Source organism: Enterobacter sp. C6 (assembly GCF_008122455.1).
GTDB lineage: Bacteria > Pseudomonadota > Gammaproteobacteria > Enterobacterales > Enterobacteriaceae > Enterobacter > Enterobacter pseudoroggenkampii.
On the sequence record NZ_QPFW01000238.1, the window covers coordinates 22,774 to 39,828 of the forward strand.

At 53.3% G+C, this 17,055-nt stretch carries 16 protein-coding genes; 13 read left to right on the top strand and 3 right to left on the bottom strand.

Features of this window, described 5'->3' with window-relative positions:
• The first annotated feature begins 226 nt into the window (after positions 1-226).
• Positions 227-1,810, top strand: a complete 1,584-nt coding sequence (locus tag DOU50_RS16985; RefSeq protein WP_148769783.1) for a phosphoethanolamine transferase — start codon at positions 227-229, stop codon at positions 1,808-1,810.
• A 159-nt stretch (positions 1,811-1,969) separates the two neighbouring features.
• On the opposite strand, the gene ompX is transcribed toward DOU50_RS16985, so the two are convergent.
• Entirely contained in the window at positions 1,970-2,488 is a 519-nt protein-coding gene (ompX, locus tag DOU50_RS16990; RefSeq protein WP_024908709.1) for an outer membrane protein OmpX, read from the bottom strand.
• A gap of 354 nt (positions 2,489-2,842) precedes the next feature.
• Here ompX and rhtA point away from each other — a divergent pair, with 354 nt between their 5' ends.
• From rhtA to ybiO, 6 genes are all read left to right on the top strand, one after another.
• Entirely contained in the window at positions 2,843-3,730 is an 888-nt protein-coding gene (gene rhtA / locus DOU50_RS16995; RefSeq protein WP_024908710.1) for a threonine/homoserine exporter RhtA, read from the top strand.
• A 299-nt stretch (positions 3,731-4,029) separates the two neighbouring features.
• Positions 4,030-4,533 carry a DNA starvation/stationary phase protection protein Dps gene (dps, locus tag DOU50_RS17000; RefSeq protein WP_010428924.1) on the top strand — a complete coding sequence of 168 codons (504 nt, stop codon included), beginning with the start codon at positions 4,030-4,032 and terminating at the stop codon, positions 4,531-4,533.
• A gap of 362 nt (positions 4,534-4,895) precedes the next feature.
• Positions 4,896-5,639: a glutamine ABC transporter substrate-binding protein GlnH gene (gene glnH, locus DOU50_RS17010; RefSeq protein ID WP_023310880.1), complete on the top strand. Its 744-nt coding sequence runs from the start codon at positions 4,896-4,898 to the stop codon at positions 5,637-5,639.
• 84 nt (positions 5,640-5,723) lie between these two features.
• A complete protein-coding gene (gene glnP / locus DOU50_RS17015) occupies positions 5,724-6,383 on the top strand; it encodes a glutamine ABC transporter permease GlnP (RefSeq protein WP_014169254.1) in 660 nt (219 codons plus the stop codon).
• Positions 6,380-7,102 (top strand): glutamine ABC transporter ATP-binding protein GlnQ, encoded by a 723-nt coding sequence (glnQ, locus tag DOU50_RS17020; RefSeq protein ID WP_048991512.1) that lies wholly within the window; start codon positions 6,380-6,382, stop codon positions 7,100-7,102. Before glnP ends, glnQ begins: the two co-directional genes overlap by 4 nt.
• Positions 7,103-7,227: 125 nt before the next feature.
• Entirely contained in the window at positions 7,228-9,441 is a 2,214-nt protein-coding gene (gene ybiO / locus DOU50_RS17025) for a mechanosensitive channel protein (RefSeq protein ID WP_148769784.1), read from the top strand.
• Positions 9,442-9,489: 48 nt separating this feature from the next.
• On the opposite strand, the gene rlmF is transcribed toward ybiO, so the two are convergent.
• Positions 9,490-10,401 carry a 23S rRNA (adenine(1618)-N(6))-methyltransferase RlmF gene (gene rlmF / locus DOU50_RS17030; protein WP_194266154.1) on the bottom strand — a complete coding sequence of 304 codons (912 nt, stop codon included), beginning with the start codon at positions 10,399-10,401 and terminating at the stop codon, positions 9,490-9,492.
• A gap of 243 nt (positions 10,402-10,644) precedes the next feature.
• Here rlmF and mcbA point away from each other — a divergent pair, with 243 nt between their 5' ends.
• The 3 genes from mcbA to ybiJ all read left to right on the top strand — a co-directional run bounded on the left by mcbA (position 10,645) and on the right by ybiJ (position 11,846).
• Entirely contained in the window at positions 10,645-10,911 is a 267-nt protein-coding gene (mcbA, locus tag DOU50_RS17035) for a DUF1471 family periplasmic protein McbA (protein ID WP_032649414.1), read from the top strand.
• 122 nt (positions 10,912-11,033) lie between these two features.
• Entirely contained in the window at positions 11,034-11,300 is a 267-nt protein-coding gene (locus tag DOU50_RS17040; RefSeq protein ID WP_148769786.1) for a DksA/TraR family C4-type zinc finger protein, read from the top strand.
• 285 nt (positions 11,301-11,585) lie between these two features.
• Positions 11,586-11,846, top strand: coding sequence for a DUF1471 family protein YbiJ (ybiJ, locus tag DOU50_RS17045; RefSeq protein WP_023310874.1), 261 nt, complete (start codon positions 11,586-11,588; stop codon positions 11,844-11,846).
• A gap of 118 nt (positions 11,847-11,964) precedes the next feature.
• Here ybiJ and ybiB read toward each other — a convergent pair whose 3' ends face one another.
• A complete protein-coding gene (gene ybiB / locus DOU50_RS17050; protein WP_148769787.1) occupies positions 11,965-12,927 on the bottom strand; it encodes a DNA-binding protein YbiB in 963 nt (320 codons plus the stop codon).
• A gap of 256 nt (positions 12,928-13,183) precedes the next feature.
• On the opposite strand from ybiB, the gene DOU50_RS17055 reads away from it, so the two are divergent.
• The 3 genes from DOU50_RS17055 (at position 13,184) to DOU50_RS17065 (ending at position 17,033) form a co-directional block, all read left to right on the top strand.
• Positions 13,184-13,720 (top strand): fimbrial protein, encoded by a 537-nt coding sequence (locus tag DOU50_RS17055; RefSeq protein WP_148769788.1) that lies wholly within the window; start codon positions 13,184-13,186, stop codon positions 13,718-13,720.
• A gap of 68 nt (positions 13,721-13,788) precedes the next feature.
• Positions 13,789-14,463, top strand: a complete 675-nt coding sequence (locus DOU50_RS17060) for a molecular chaperone (RefSeq protein ID WP_148769789.1) — start codon at positions 13,789-13,791, stop codon at positions 14,461-14,463.
• A gap of 26 nt (positions 14,464-14,489) precedes the next feature.
• Positions 14,490-17,033: a fimbria/pilus outer membrane usher protein gene (locus DOU50_RS17065; RefSeq protein WP_148769790.1), complete on the top strand. Its 2,544-nt coding sequence runs from the start codon at positions 14,490-14,492 to the stop codon at positions 17,031-17,033.
• Positions 17,034-17,055: the final 22 nt, after the last annotated feature.

Sequence of the window (17,055 nt, forward strand, 5' to 3'; positions counted from 1 at the left end):
CCAGCCGCCTTATTCCCGATCTTTTTTACGGATTTGCAATCCCCTTCGCAAAACATCTGCTTAGCAACTGTTGATATTATTTAGCGCTCGCACTATCTTCTTGCAGCCCTGCACAATTTGCGGCTCGCTGAAGCGGACCCTCATTCCCTCTCCACGCACTGTCAGGCAGGTTATGACCCTTGACGCCAGGGTGAGCACATGGCGTTTTCATCCATGATAGTGACCTATGAATGTAACCCTGATAGATACCGTTGTGACCCGCAGCCGGGCCTTAAGCCCGTGGACGGGTTTTTACTTTTTGCAGTCATTACTGATTAACTTTGCGCTGGGTTATCCCTTTAGTCTGCTCTACGCGGTGGCGTTCACCTGCGTTCTGCATGTGCTGTGGCGATCCGCACCGCGCGTGCAAAAAGCGTTAATCGGCATCTGTTCGCTGGTTGCTGCACTCTATTTCCCGTTTGGTCAGGCTTACGGCGCGCCAAACTTTAATACCCTGCTGGCGCTGCACTCGACCAATATGGAAGAGTCAACGGAGATCCTGACGATCTTCCCGTGGTACAGCTACGTGGTCGGGATCTTTATCTTCGCGCTGGGCGTTATCGCCATCCGCCGTCAGTCGGGCGAGAAAAAATCCTGGGGTAAGATCGAAATACTCTGTCTGGTGTTCAGCATTGCCGTGGCCTTTGTCGCTCCCATCCAGAATATTCCCTGGGACGGTAAGCTAAGGCTCAGCAATATCGGTTATCCGGTTTTCCGCTTCGTGAAAGACGTCGTTGTAAACAATAAAGAGGTTCTCGACGAACAGGCGCGCATGGCTGAGCTTTCCAATATGAAAGACACCTGGAACGTGCTGGCCGTTAAGCCGAAATATCACACCTATGTGGTGGTGATTGGCGAAAGCGCGCGTCGCGATGCGATGGGAGCGTTTGGCGGTCACTGGAATAACACACCGTTTGCCAGTTCAGTCAAAGGCACGCTGTTTACCGATTATGTCGCGGCCAGCGGCTCGACGCAGAAATCGCTCGGCCTGACCCTTAACCGGGTGGTGGAGGGCAAACCGCAGTATCAGGATAATTTCGTCACCCTGGCAAACCGTGCGGGTTTTCAAACGTGGTGGTTCTCTAATCAGGGGCAAATTGGCGAATACGATACGGCCATCGCCAGTATCGCCAAACGCGCTGACGAAGTGCAGTTCCTGAAAAATGGCGACTTCGAAGCCGACAAAAACACCAAAGACGAAGCGCTGTTGAAAATGACGGCACAGGTCTTCGCCACCCCGCGTACCCAGCCTCAGCTGATCGTCCTGCACCTGATGGGGTCGCACCCGCAGGCCTGCGATCGGACCGGTGGGAAGTACGCGGAGTTTGTGCAGTCCAAAGAGACGTCCTGCTATCTCTACACCATGACGCAAACCGACGACCTGCTGAGCAAGCTGTACGATCAGCTACGCAATACGGGCGACAGCTTCTCCATGGTCTATTTCTCGGATCACGGGCTGGCGTTTAAAGAGCGTGGTAAAGAGGTGCAGTACCTGGCGCACGATGACAAGTTCCAGCAGAACTTCCAGGTGCCGTTTATGGTGCTGTCGAGTGATGATAAAACGCATCGCGTCATTAAAGCGCGTCGTTCGGCAAATGATTTCCTGCAGTTCTTCTCGCAGTGGACCGGGATTAAAGCTGAGCAGATAAAAAATGCTTACCCGTTTGTCTCTAACAAGAAAGCTTCCCCAGTGTACGTTACCAACTTCAAGTTACAGAAAGTTGACTACAACCATCTGGGTACGGATATTTTTGATATTAAGAATAAGTAATTGCCGTCTCGTGCGGACCGATGCCCTCACCCTGGCCCTCTCCCACGGGGAGAGGGAACAAACACTAAAAACGGCAACCTAAGGTTGCCGTTTTGCTTTTCTCTTCGACAAAAAAAATCCGCCACATTGGGCGGATTTTTTATTTAATCACCGAAGTGATTAGAAGCGGTAACCTACGCCAGCGATCCAGGTGCCAACGTCAACGTTGCGGATACGGCTCTGCTCATAGGAGAAGTCCAGAGCAACGTCCTGGATTGGGTTGAACTGCAGGCCTGCGCCATAGGAGAAGCCATAGTCGCTGTTGCTTGCAGTGCGGTTCAGACCCTGGTTTTCGGTCTGCTGGAATTTACCGTAGCCAACACCTACAACACCGTAGATGCTCGCCCAGTCATTCAGACGGTAAGCCGGGCCCGCGGTGATACCGTAGTACTGGCCTTTGTTGTATGCGCCGTTTTCAGAACGATCTTTCTCGGTGTAGGTGAAAGAACCGATCACGCCCAGTGGGTTGTTATCCTGCTCGTAACGATACTTCAGGTTGAAACCGTTAGCTTTGTTCATCACGCCCTGATAGTCGCTCTGAGCGTAACCACCAGTAACAGTAGAAGTAGCAGCTACAGCGGTACCTGCGGAAACAGCCAGTACAGCGGCCAGTGCTGAAAGACATGCAATTTTTTTCATAACCACCTCAAATGTGATCCAAGTAAGTCCGTAAGTTTTAAATATATCAAAAAAATTTGCGAAACTCTTTGTGATTCGTGATGTCTAATGAAACCTTTCCTGTAACAGAACGTTTCCAGCGTCAGCTATCTCTTTCAAATCACATGCAATTTTCACTACTAAATGCGCATAGTGCGCGTCTGCGCAGTTACATTCATCCAGATTATTCCTAATCTGACAGGCGATAAATCCACCAGCGCTTAACCATTTTACGGATTTGACGTGGTTTTTTTTCAACAGCGCCTCAACCGTAGCCGCATATTTCCTTTACACTGCAACTTTTACCTCATTTGACATAAGCTGACAGGAGAAAGGATGCCTGGGTTATCCCGCACGTCGTCGGTCTGGTTGCCGGTCGCAGTCATACTCATTGCCATGTTGTCCATTCAAAGCGGTGCTTCGCTTGCAAAATCGCTTTTTCCGCTGGTTGGTGCGCCTGGGGTAACTGCCCTGCGTATCGTGCTGGGCACGGCGATACTGGTGGTTATTTTCAAACCCTGGCGTCTGCGATTCAAAAAGGAGCAGCGTTTACCGCTGCTGTTTTATGGACTCTCCCTGGGGGCAATGAACTACCTGTTCTACCTCTCTATTCAGACGATACCGCTGGGGATCGCCGTCGCGCTGGAGTTTACCGGCCCGCTGGCGGTGGCGCTTTTCTCCTCGCGACGTCCGGTCGATTTTATCTGGGTCGTGTTAGCCGTACTGGGGTTGTGGTTCCTGCTGCCGCTGGGCAAGAGTGTTTCTGAGATTGATCTGACGGGCGCAGCGCTGGCGCTGGGTGCAGGCGCCTGCTGGGCCGTCTATATACTTACGGGCCAGCGTGCAGGAGAAGAGCACGGTCCGGCGACCGTCGCGTTGGGGTCACTGATCGCTGCTATCGTCTTTGTGCCCATCGGCATGGCGCAGGCGACCGAATCTATCTGGCAATGGTCCGTCATGCCCATCGGGCTGGCGGTCGCGATCCTCTCTACCGCACTTCCCTATTCTCTGGAGATGATTGCCCTGACGCGTCTGCCGACGCGCATATTTGGCACCCTGATGAGTATGGAGCCTGCGCTAGCCGCCATTTCCGGGATGGTGTTTCTCGGCGAAACCCTGACATTGACCCAGACGCTGGCGCTCTGCTCGATTATCGCGGCATCAATGGGCTCGACGCTCACCATGCGCCCTGAACCTAAAGTGGAGAAAGTGGATATCCGCTAAGCCCATATATTCTGCATGGCTTCCACGCCATGCAGAATAAAGGCCAGAAAGACTGTCGTTATAATTTTTTACACACTTCACCCTATTTTCAAAATATCCCTCTGGGTTTACATTCCCAGCCAGTAATTAAGATTGATCTGTATCAATTTTAAAATTTCAGATTAATTTCAATGAGTTAAATTCTCAACCTCCTTCTCGCTATTAAACCGATAGGCATAGCCAAACCGCAGGGAAAAAATCCGGTGCTATACTTAGTTCCGTAATTACCTGGGACATAAACATCAAGAGGATATGAGATTATGAGTACCGCTAAACTGGTGAAAACGAAAGCGTCTAATCTGCTTTATACCCGTAACGATGTATCGGACAGCGACAAAAAAGCAACCATTGAGTTGCTGAATCGCCAGGTGATCCAGTTCATCGATCTTTCGCTGATCACCAAACAGGCCCACTGGAATATGCGCGGTGCAAACTTTATTGCCGTTCATGAAATGCTGGATGGCTTCCGCACAGCACTGGTGACCCACCTCGATACGATGGCTGAACGTGCCGTTCAGCTAGGCGGCGTGGCGCTGGGTACCACGCAGGTGATCAACAGCAAAACGCCACTGAAGAGTTATCCGCTGGATATCCATACCGTTCAGGATCACCTGAAAGAGCTGGCGGACCGCTACGCGATTGTGGCAAACGATGTGCGCAAAGCGATTGGCGAAGCCAAAGACGAAGATACCGCTGACATTTTCACCGCCGCGTCCCGCGACCTGGATCAATTCCTGTGGTTTATCGAATCTAACATCGAATAATTCATACGAATTTTCTATCAAACCCTCGCCCTCCGGTGAGGGTTTTGCACATCTATGGTGCACAGTTTTTGTCTGCACACCTGCAAAAGTGAACGAAATGTAATAATCACCTCACACAACCGTTAACGGAAGATTGTTTTTTCGTCATAATTTACGCTAAATATCTCCCCGTCAATTGAGCCAAACGAAGCGCACCAAAACAGTGCTCCACTTTGGTGCAATAAAACCTCATTGCCCCATTTAATGTGCAATGTATGACATCATCCCCTTTGCAAAACAATAGCTTGTAAAGTTGGCACGATTTTTTCATTGTGCCACCTGTTCTCGCAGGGGATCGCCCCGTGGATATAAAAGGAAATGCTATGAAGTCTGTATTAAAAGTTTCACTGGCTGCACTTACCCTGGCTTTTGCGGTGTCCTCTCAGGCTGCCGACAAACTGGTTGTGGCGACCGACACGGCGTTCGTTCCGTTTGAATTCAAACAGGGTGATAAATACGTTGGTTTTGATGTGGATCTGTGGGCCGCAGTCGCAAAAGAACTCAAACTGGATTACACCCTGAAGCCGATGGACTTCAGCGGCATCATCCCGGCACTGCAAACCAAGAACGTTGATCTGGCACTGGCGGGCATCACCATTACCGATGAACGTAAAAAAGCGATCGACTTCTCTGACGGCTACTACAAAAGCGGCCTGCTGGTGATGGTCAAAGCCGATAATAACGACGTAAAAAGCGTGAAAGATCTCGACGGCAAAGTGGTGGCAGTGAAGAGCGGCACCGGTTCGGTTGATTACGCGAAAGCAAATATCAAAACCAAAGACCTGCGTCAGTTCCCGAACATCGACAACGCGTACATGGAACTCGGCACCAACCGTGCTGACGCGGTTCTGCACGACACGCCGAACATCCTGTATTTCATCAAAACAGCCGGTAACGGTAAGTTCAAAGCGGTTGGCGAGTCTCTGGAAGCCCAGCAGTACGGTATCGCGTTCCCGAAAGGCAGCGACGACCTGCGCACGAAAGTTAACGGCGCGCTGAAAACGCTGAAAGAGAACGGCACCTATAACGAAATCTACAAAAAATGGTTCGGTACCGAGCCTAAATAATAAGACGTAACAATGACGTTCACTCGGGGGCGACCTTTCGCCCCTGCTATTTTTGAAACACGGTAACAGTAACAGGAAATTATCATGCAGTTTGACTGGAGCGCCATCTGGCCTGCCATTCCTATCTTGCTTGAAGGCGCTAAAATGACCCTGTGGATTTCGGTCCTGGGTCTGGTTGGTGGGTTGATTATCGGTCTTGTCGCCGGTTTCGCTCGCACCTACGGCGGCTGGATTGCAAACCACATCGCACTGGTTTTCATCGAAGTGATCCGCGGCACCCCAATTGTCGTACAGGTCATGTTCATCTACTTCGCCCTGCCAATGGCGTTCACCGACCTGCGCATCGATCCGTTCAGCGCAGCCGTCGTCACCATTATGATCAACTCAGGCGCTTACATTGCGGAAATCACCCGCGGTGCGGTGCTGTCGATTCATAAAGGTTTCAGTGAAGCCGGTCTGGCGCTAGGTCTTTCTCGTCGCGAAACGATTCGCCACGTTATTCTGCCGCTGGCACTGCGTCGCATGCTGCCACCGCTCGGTAACCAGTGGATCATCAGCATTAAAGATACGTCGCTGTTCATTGTTATCGGCGTGGCCGAGCTGACCCGTCAGGGTCAGGAGATCATTGCTGGCAACTTCCGCGCGCTGGAAATCTGGAGTGCGGTAGCCGTTGTCTACCTGATCATTACTCTGGTTCTGAGCTTCGTTCTGCGTCGTCTTGAAAGAAGGATGAAAATCCTGTGATTGAATTTAAAAACGTTTCCAAGCACTTTGGCCCAACCCAGGTGCTGCACAATATTGATCTGAACATTAAACAGGGTGAAGTGGTGGTGATTATTGGGCCATCCGGCTCCGGTAAATCCACCCTGCTGCGCTGCATCAACAAGCTGGAAGAGATCACCAGCGGCGACCTTATCGTCGACGGTCTGAAGGTGAACGACCCGAAAGTGGATGACCGTCTGATTCGTCAGGAAGCGGGCATGGTGTTCCAGCAGTTCTACCTGTTCCCGCACCTGACGGCGCTGGAGAACGTGATGTTTGGCCCCCTGCGCGTGCGCGGCGCCAACAAAGCGGCGGCAGAAGCGCTGGCCAAAGATCTGCTGGCGAAAGTCGGCCTGGCTGAACGCGCGCACCACTACCCTTCTGAGCTGTCCGGTGGTCAACAGCAGCGCGTGGCGATTGCCCGCGCGCTGGCGGTCAAACCGAAAATGATGCTGTTTGATGAGCCTACGTCCGCACTCGACCCCGAGCTGCGCCACGAGGTGCTGAAGGTCATGCAGGATCTGGCAGAAGAAGGGATGACGATGGTGATCGTGACCCACGAAATCGGCTTCGCTGAAAAAGTGGCGTCCCGCCTGATCTTTATTGATAAAGGCCGTATCGCGGAAGACGGTAACCCGCAGGAATTAATTGCGAACCCGCCGAGCCCGCGTCTGCAGGAGTTCCTGCAGCACGTCTCCTGATCCATCGCTTTACGCTAAAGCCGGGCTTGCCCGGCTTTTTTACGCCAGATTGTTCCCAAAAATCCCCCTCCGCGTCCCGACTTCTATACTTATCATTTTGTTCGACATTTTCACCGGAGGACGCCGTGCCGTGGATCCTGTTGCTGTTGATTAGCCTGTTTAGTGCGCCATCGTTCGCCGTCGCGATCCCCGGCGTGACCACCGGAACAACCGCCAGCCAGCAAAATACGCCGCCACCGGAACCCGATGTCGAACAGAAAAAAGCCGCCTACAGCGCCCTCGCCGACGTCCTTGAGAACGACACCTCCCGGCAGGAACTTATTGGTCAGCTGCGGAAAGTGGCCGCCACGCCGCCGCAGGAGCCGGTGCCTGTCATCACCCCTCCCCAGGTGGAGGAACAAAAAACGGTGCTGGAAAATGTCACCGACGTGAGCCGGCACTATGGGGAAGCGCTCTCCTCGCGCTTTGCTCAGCTCTACCGCAACCTGATTGGCTCACCGCATAAGCCGTTTAACCCACAAACGTTTACCGCCGCCGCCACGCAGTTTCTGATGCTGGCCGGTGCAGTATTTCTTTTTTACTGGCTGGTACGCCTGTGCGCGTGGCCGCTCTATCGCAAAATGGGGCAATGGGGACGCAGAAAGAATCAGCAGAAAAGCAGCTGGCTGCACCTGCCGTTGATGATAGCCTCAGCGTTTATCATCGATTTGCTGCTGCTTGCGTTGACGCTGTTTTTAGGCCAGATGTTGGCCGACAGGCTGAACGCGGACAACAAAACCATCGCCTTCCAGCAGTCGCTTTTCCTGAACGCCTTTGCCCTTATTGAGTTCTTCAAGGCGCTGCTGCGGTTACTCTTTTGCCCGCACGTACCGGCGCTGCGTCCTTTCGCCATCCGGGATGAGAGTGCGAAGTACTGGGCGCTGCGTCTGAGCGTGCTCAGCGGGCTGATTGGCTACGGTCTGCTGGTTGCCGTGCCGATCATCTCCAACCAGGTGAACGTCCAGTTCGGGGCGCTGGCAAACGTCATTATCATGATCTGCATTACCGTCTGGTCTCTGTATCTGATCTTCCACAATAAAAAAACCATTACCCAAAGCCTGCTGAATCTGGCCGATCGCTCCCTCTCGTTCTTTAGCCTGTTTATCCGCGCTTTCGCCCTGGTATGGCACTGGCTTGCAAGCGCCTACTTCATCGTACTGTGCTTCTTCTCGCTGTTCGACCCGGGCAATAGCCTGAAATTCATGATGGGGGCGACGTTCAAAAGCCTGGCCATTATCGGTATCGCGGCGTTTGTGTCGGGGCTGCTGTCGCGCTGGATCTCGAAAACCATCACCCTGTCGCCGCAGGTACAGCGTAATTACCCGGAGCTGCAAAAACGGGTGAACGGCTGGATGTCGGTATCGCTCAAAGTGGCGCGCATTCTCACCGTCTGCGTGGCGATTATGCTGCTCCTGAATGCGTGGAGCCTGTTTGATTTCTGGAACTGGCTGCACAACGGTGCGGGTGAAAAAACGGTCGACATCCTGATTCGCATCGCGCTGATTTTGTTCTTCTCCGCCGTCGGCTGGACGCTGCTGGCGAGCCTTATCGAGAACCGCCTGGTATCGGATATTCACGGCAGGCCGCTGCCCAGCGCGCGGGCAAGAACGCTGTTAACCCTGTTCCGCAACGCGCTGGCGGTGATTATCAGCACCATCACCATCATGATTGTGCTGTCGGAAATCGGCGTAAATATCGCCCCGCTGCTGGCGGGGGCCGGTGCGCTGGGGCTGGCGATCTCCTTCGGGTCGCAAACGCTGGTGAAGGATATTATTACCGGCATTTTCATTCAGTTTGAAAACGGGATGAACACGGGCGATCTGGTGACCATCGGACCGTTAACCGGCACCGTGGAGAGGATGTCCATCCGCTCGGTGGGCGTGCGCCAGGACACCGGGGCGTACCACATCATTCCCTGGTCTTCGATCACCACCTTCGCCAACTTTGTACGCGGCATTGGTTCAGTTGTAGCGAACTACGATGTGGATCGTCACGAGGATGCCGATAAAGCGAAGCAGGCGCTGCGCGATGCGGTAGAAGAGCTGATGCAGATGGAGGATATTCGCGGGCTGGTGATTGGCGAGCCGTCATTCGCCGGCATCGTCGGGCTGACGAACACGGCGTTTACCCTGCGCGTGTCGTTCACCACCCAGCCGCTGAAGCAGTGGACGGTGCGCTTTGCGCTCGACAGCATGGTGAAAAAACACTTCGATCTGGCGAACGTGCGGATGCCGGTCCAGACCTATCAGGTACTGCCGCCGCCCGCAGCTCCGCTCCCACCGCAGGAGCCGACGCTGTAGCCTCGTTGCCGGGTGGCGGCTTCGCCTTACCCGGCCTGCGACGGAGTGCTATTTGCGACGTTTGTTATTGTCCATAAACGTCCAGGCGATAAAGCGGCTTTGCTTCTGGCCCTGCGCCATCTCTTTTTTCACCACTTTTGCGGCACCCGCTTCGGTGAGCGCGCGGTAGAGTGGCGGCAGGTTATCTCCGCGGGAAACCAGCGTTGTGAACCACTTCACCTGACGGCCAAACTGTTTGCTTTCCGCAATCATGCGCAGGATAAACGCCACTTCGCCCCCTTCACACCAGAGCTCCTGCTGCTGACCACCGAAGTTCAGCGCGGCGTCTTCAGCCTGACCCAGATTGCGGCGCTTGCGCTCGCTGCCCGCGCGGGCCGATGCCGCCGAATCATGGAACGGCGGATTGCACATCGTGGCGTCATAGCTTTCGTTTTTGTGAATAATGCCGTTGAAGATCGACGCCGCCTCTTTCTGACGACGCAGGCGAATGGCGCGGCTCAACCCAGGATTCGCGCTGATAATCGCCTGGGCGCTGGCAAAGGCCTCGGCACCGATTTCGCTTCCGGTAAAGCGCCAGTGGTATTCATGCGCGCCGATCAGCGGGTAAATTAGATTCGCCCCGGTGCCAATATCCAGAATGGTGGCCTGCTGCGGAACAACGCCCTCATTACCTTCGGCAAGAAGGTCGGCAAGGTGATGCACGTAATCCGCGCGGCCCGGCACAGGTGGACAGAGAAAGCCTTCCGGAATATCCCAGTGAGCCACACCGTAAAAATGCGCCAGTAGAGCTTTGTTCAACATTTTAACCGCCTGCGGGTCAGCAAAGTTGACCGAGGGCTCTCCCGCTGGGGTCTGAACCAGGTAGTCCCGCAGCGGCGGGCAGCTCAGGCATAACGCATTCATGTCGTAGCGGCTGCGGTGGCGATTTCGCGGGTGCAATCCCGGCTTTTGGGCAGTCATGGCATTCTCCTTTAAACAGCGGCGTAAGATACCCTTTGCTGGCCCAACGGTAAATCTTTCTCTGCGTCGCGCAAAAAACCGCCGTAAATCAAACACCTTTATGTCTATGATCTGTCAGCGAATTGTCAATTTATATCGTTCAAAAAATAAGCAGATCATCATCAAATATTTGCGCTAAGTCACACTCATCAGGCTTCTAAACTTAAAGGGAATCACCTGCTGTTTACTCATGAGGATGTGATTATGAAAAAGTATCTGACCCTTGCTATTATCGCTGGCGTCCTGGCAACCGCTTCATTCTCTGCCATGGCCGTTCAGTCACTGACCCAGAGTACCGACACCAGCCAGCTCCGTCCTGCAGGCACCGTTTCAGTTAGTCGTGCCAGCAACCTTGACGATCTGCAAGATAAACTGGCTGAAAAAGCACGCCAGGAAGGTGCAAAAGGCTTCGTGGTGAACTCCGCTGGCGGAGATAACCATATGTACGGCACAGCGACCATTTATAAATAATCTGCTTTTTTCCCCAGACTGCATCTGACCACCGGATGCAGTTCTCTTCCCCCCTCGCCTTGACTGTTCGTTTTTTAACCCCATATTAAAAGCAGGGCTGAAACCGATATCAGGAGGGAATAATGGCTTCCGGCTGGGCAAATGACGACGCTGTTAACGAACAGATCAACAGTACTATTGAAGATGCGGTTGCGCGGGCTCGCGGTGAAATTCCGCGCGGCGAAAGCTTAACGGAATGCGAAGAATGCGGAGAACCCATTCCGGAGGCGCGCCGGAAAGCCATCCCCGGCGTAAGGCTTTGCATCTCCTGCCAGCAGCATAAAGATTCAAAAAACTCACCACATGCGGGATATAATCGCAGAGGTTCGAAAGACAGCCAGTTACGTTGACTTTCCTTTACCTAAGTTAACCCCGCAGGCCCATACCTTTACGCTCACGATTTTTAACGAACCGCGTGGCAAAATGTGCCCTTCATTTCGCTTCTGTAAAGCGCATTAAAAAGAAGTGTAAATCGCCAGTTTGAATTTATTAATATTCAATAAGTTATTTGTCATTCAGTTTTTTTGAGCAACCACGTCAATTCTCTTCGATTTTATCCCTCGCAAAAAAACGTGATACTCATCACATCGACGGAACATCGTCCCCTTAACAGAAACACCTGCGAGAGATTAATTATGAAAACCATCAAATATGCTGTAGCTGCTGTTGCCCTGTCCGCTCTGTCCTTCGGCGCTTTCGCCGTAGAGCCAGTCTCTTCAACTCAGGCACAGAACATGAACAAAGTCGGTGTGGTGAGTGCTGATGGCGCGACCACGCTGGACGGTCTGGAAGCCAAACTGGCTGAGAAAGCCGCTGCTGCCGGTGCAAGCGGATACACCATTACCTCCGCTAACGGCAATAACAAGCTGAGCGGCACCGCGGTTATCTACAAATAATCGCCTGAACGAATGCTGTCCCCTCGCCAAACCCTCTGGTGAGCTGCTCCAACCCTCATTGACCCTGTTGTTTGTTACCCTTGCTTGCCCGTCCGCCACTGGACGGGCTTTTTTTTAGTTAAAAAGACTGCGCCACGCGTGCCAGCCCGGCTTCTACCGTGTCCACTTCACCGGCTGCCAGCAAACAGCAGGCCATCTGCAGCTTGATCGAATGCGGAACAGGAACATTTCCAGCAAGGCACTGCTCAATCCAGTGGGATGTAGTATGGGGATCTTTTGCCTCAGGCAATATCACACCGCTATTTTCCTCCCCGCGTTCCAGAATGACGCGCGTACCAGCAGAATCGATCAGCATCACCTGCGGGCAACGCTGTGGGTTCGCATAAACCTCACCTTCCGTGCCGTGCATCAGTAACGCCCTTCCACCAATAGCCGCAAAGAACTGACCCACACGCGCCACGTATTCCGGGTGCGAGACGCTGGAAAGACGAAGGGCGGCATCTTCGCCAAACGGTGTGGCCAGCTTCGCCAGCGTGTGCGCGCTGTTGCGCACGCCCATGCGCCAGCGCATATCGAGCTGCTTTTCAAGCGGCGGGCAAAGTGTGCCAACCGGGATATAAACGGGCTGATGGCCATCCAGCTTCGCCTGCGCCTGACCGGCATGACGCGTTGGCTCGATGCCCAGCATCCCGAAAATGGTTTCCGTCAGTACGCGAGTGGGGTCTTCACTAACCCCGTGCACCACCACCGGGAACCCCAGCTTGTGTAATAAAATAGCAAGAAGCGGGGTTAAATTTGCCTGCTTGCGCGCGCCGTTGTAGCTCGGGATTACGATCGGCATGGGCTTTGCCACAGGCGGCGTTAAGCGCAGCGTTTGCGCCTGCATGGCTTCATAGAACCCGCGCATCTCCGCCTCACCCTCTCCTTTGATACGCAGCGCGATCAGAATGCCCCCCATTTCCAGGTCGGGGACGTCGCCCTCAAGCATGCGGGTGTAAAGTGCACGCGCGGTTTCATGGTCCAGATCGCGGGCATGATTTTTCCCACGCCCTACCTCTTTGATAATTTTGCGGTAATCCACGACTTCTCTCCTGACAGCATCATCTTGTTAACAATATAGCCCTGATGATTGCCCGGCCGTTAGTGTTTTATCCCCTAACCCAATGCTCTGTTTTAATGAAAAAAAATATATACAAGAAATTTTTCAATTATTTGTGATTTCTGCAGAAGATTCTTAGACATGTATTTTTTGATTAAATAACCAGCGGAAAGTCTTCCAGGGTCAACGGTGAAAACGTCCAGGCAACGTTCGCACCAGTCACATATCAGGATTCACTATGAACAAGGTTGCTTTAGGTTTATTCATCGCCGCAGCGGTGGGATGTTCTGCATCCGCATTTGCGGCAACAAACGGTGAAGGGCAGATCAATTTCACCGGAGAAATTATTGATTCAGCGTGTCAGGTGGTTAATGGATTAAGTAACCCGTTAAACGTTCAGTTAGGCAAAGTCTCTAAAACGGTATTTACCGGTGCAGGCTCTACCAGCACGTTAACGAAGTTCGATATTCAGTTAAAAGACTGTCCGGAAACCGTTACCTCTGCAGCGATTAACTTCGGCGGAACGCCGGATGCGAATAACAACGCAACGCTGGCATTAACGCCGGATGTGGATGCGGCAACGGGTGTCGCTATTCAGCTGGTTGACGCTTCTGAGCAGCCGGTGAGTCTGTACACCCCTTCTCAGCAATATCCGTTAGCCTCCGGTACATCAGTTAACGACCTGATATTCGGCGCGCGTTATATTCAAACCGGGGCCGCGATTACCGCAGGTCCGGCTAACTCCGTTTCGACCTTCACCGTTATCTATAACTGATATTATCAATCCTGAGATATTAACGCGGTTATACGCGTTAATATCTCTTATCTTATTGAGAAATATTTATGCGCCACGGTTATTTACTGAGCACGCTTTTACTGGCGGCCTCTACTGCACATGCAGGTGTCATTATTAATGGCACACGTCTGGTCTACCAGGGAGAGAAAAAGGAATCGTCTCTTGGTCTTTCAAACCCAGATGCAACGGATTATCTGGTACAGTCCTGGGTCGACTCTGGCGGTAAAAACCTGGCCAAAGCGCCGTTCCTGATCACCCCTCCTCTTTTCCGTCTGGATGCGAAAGAAGATAACGTTCTGCGCGTTGTACGTACGGGCGGAAATTTACCGGAAGACAGGGAAACACTGTACTGGTTGAATATTAAAGCGATCCCTTCATCAAAGCACGTCGAAGGTGTGAATACGCTACAAATTGCCATTAATACGCGTATTAAATTGCTTTATCGCCCGTCAGCAGTAAAAGGCAGACCAGAAGAGGTGGCCGATAAGCTTGAATGGCGCCGTGAAGGTAATGAACTGGTGGTGAATAACCCCACGCCTTTCTTTATGAACTTCCAGACCGTCACGCTGAACGGTCATAAAGTAACAAAAGCCACCTGGGCGGTCCCGAAAACGGAAACGCATTTTGCCTTGCCTGGCAATATCGGAGGCTCAACCGTCACGTATTCCATTATTACTGATTACGGCAGCATCAGCCATACCTGGTCGAAAGCCGTTCGTTAATACTATCCCCCGGTAATAAAATAATCATGTACAGCCATAAAAAGCCGTTTACCTGCCGAATTTCATCCCTGCTGGTCATTCTCTGTGGCCTGGCACTGGCGATCTTTGCGCAGCAGGTTATGGCTGATGATTATTTTAACCCCGCGCTACTGGATATTGATAATCCGCAACAGGGTAAGACCGATCTGTCGGTTTACGAAAAAGGGCCAGGGCAGGCACCGGGGAAATATCAGGTCGCTATTTTTATTAATAATAATAAAATTGATACCCGCGACGTCACGTTCACATTGCATAAAGGTTCACACGGCAGCAGTTCACTTCAGCCCTGCTTTAGCCTGAATGATTTAAAAAGCCTTGGGATCAAAACCCAAAAATATCCGGCGCTGATGGCAAAAGGCCAGTGTGCCGATTTAACCGCCATCCCGGCAGCCTCCACGTCGTTTCACGTTCGCAATCAGCAGCTGCTGCTCAGTATCCCTCAACTGGCACTGGGCCAGGTTCCACGCGGCTATATCGACCCGAAAGAATTCGACGAGGGGATCACCGCAGGTATTCTCAACTACAGCGCGACCGCCAGCCAGAGCCATGCGCGACAGTCGGGCGAGCAGAATAACAGCAGCCAGTACGTTAACCTGCGTCCCGGGTTTAACGTTGGCGCCTGGCGCGTACGCAACTACTCCACGTGGAATCGCAGCACCCAGGGCAAGGAAGAGCAGCAAACATTCTCTTCCGTTTATACCTATGCCCAGCGCGATATCGTGGCGATGAAAAGCGATCTCACCGTTGGACAAAGCTCTTCGCCTTCTGATGTTTTTGACAGCGTACCCTACACCGGCGTGGAGCTTAAATCCGACAGCGACATGCTGCCGGACAGCGAAAAAGGCTATGCGCCCATTATTCGCGGCACCGCACACAGCAATGCGCTGGTGATGGTTCGCCAGAACGGCTACGTCATTTATCAGAACACGGTCGCCCCCGGCGCGTTTGAAATTAACGACCTTTACCCCACCGGCAGCAGCGGCGATTTGCAGGTCACCGTGAAAGAGACCGACGGCAGCGAAAGCCATTTCGTGGTGCCATATGCTTCCGTACCGGTACTGCAGCGCGAAAAAAACCTGCGCTACAGCGTGACCGCCGGGCGGTACCGTTCCTACGACAAAGACGTCGAGAAAACTCCGTTTGCCCAGGGCAGCGCGATTTACGGCCTGCCCTTTGGTTTTACCGCTTACGGCGGCATACAGCAGAGCAGCCACTATCAGTCCCAGGCGCTCGGCGCCGGGAAAAACATGGGCGATTTAGGCGCGTTCTCCATCGACGTCACCCGTGCGAAAGCCCTGCTAAAGAAGCAGCAGTCGAGCAAAGGCCAGTCCTGGCGCGTGCGCTACAGCAAAGATTTTGCCGGTTCAGGCACCAACTTCTCGCTCGCGGGCTATCGCTACAACAGCAAAGGGTTTTACACCCTTGAAGACACCATGGAGTCATATACCCGCTCTGACGACTGGTCTGCCCCCCAGCAGCGCCGCGCCCGAACCGAGGCCACCATCGACCAGACGCTGCCCGAAGGCTGGGGGTCCGTCACCCTGAGCATGGTGAAAGAGACTTACTGGAGCCAGAACCAGGACATGACCTCCATGAGCGTCAGCTACAACAACAGCTGGCACGGGGTGAGCTACAGCCTGAGCTACAGCATGAACAAGAACACCCAGGACAGCGATGAAAACGGCGACGAAGTGACGAACGACAACCAGTTCTCACTGAGCGTTTCCGTGCCGCTGGACCACTGGATGCATAACACCTGGGCCACCTACAACCTGAACAATACCAAAGACGGTACCACGCAGAATATCGGCCTGAACGGCACGGCGCTGAAGGAAGACAACCTGAACTGGAATATTCAGGAAGGGGTGAGCAGTACCGGCAGCAGTAACTCCACCAGCATGAACGCCGATTACAAAGCGACCTATGGCGAAGTGAGCGCAGGCGTCAGTCAGGATAAATACCAGCAGACCGTGAACGTCGGTTTGCAGGGCGGCGTGGTTGCCCATGCCAACGGCATCACCCTGAGCCAGCCGCTCGGTGAGACCATCGCGCTGGTGAAGGCGCCGGGAACGCACGGGACGCATATCACCAACCAGACGGGCGTTGAGACCGATTTCCGCGGCTACACCGTCGTACCATTCGTCACCGCGTATCGCCATAACACCATTGCGCTGGATACCGAAACGCTGCCGGATGATGCCGACGTGACGCACGCGGCGCAGGTAGTGACCCCTACACGCGGCGCCGTAGTTCGCGCCAGCTTTACTACCCGCGTGGGCAATCGCGTGCTGATGACGCTCACGCACAACGGTAAACCGCTGCCCTTCGGCGCGACGGTGACCACTGAGGATAAGGACAACGAATTTATCGTTGGCTCAGATGGCCAAACGTACCTCTCCGGCCTCCCCGCACGCGGAAAACTCTCCGTTGCGTGGGGTGACAATGCCAGCGAACAATGCATCGCGCAGTACACGCTGGCTGAAGAGAGAGATAAATCCGGCATTATTACCGCTGCCGCAACATGTCAGTAATGCACTGGTTGAGACGAAAGAT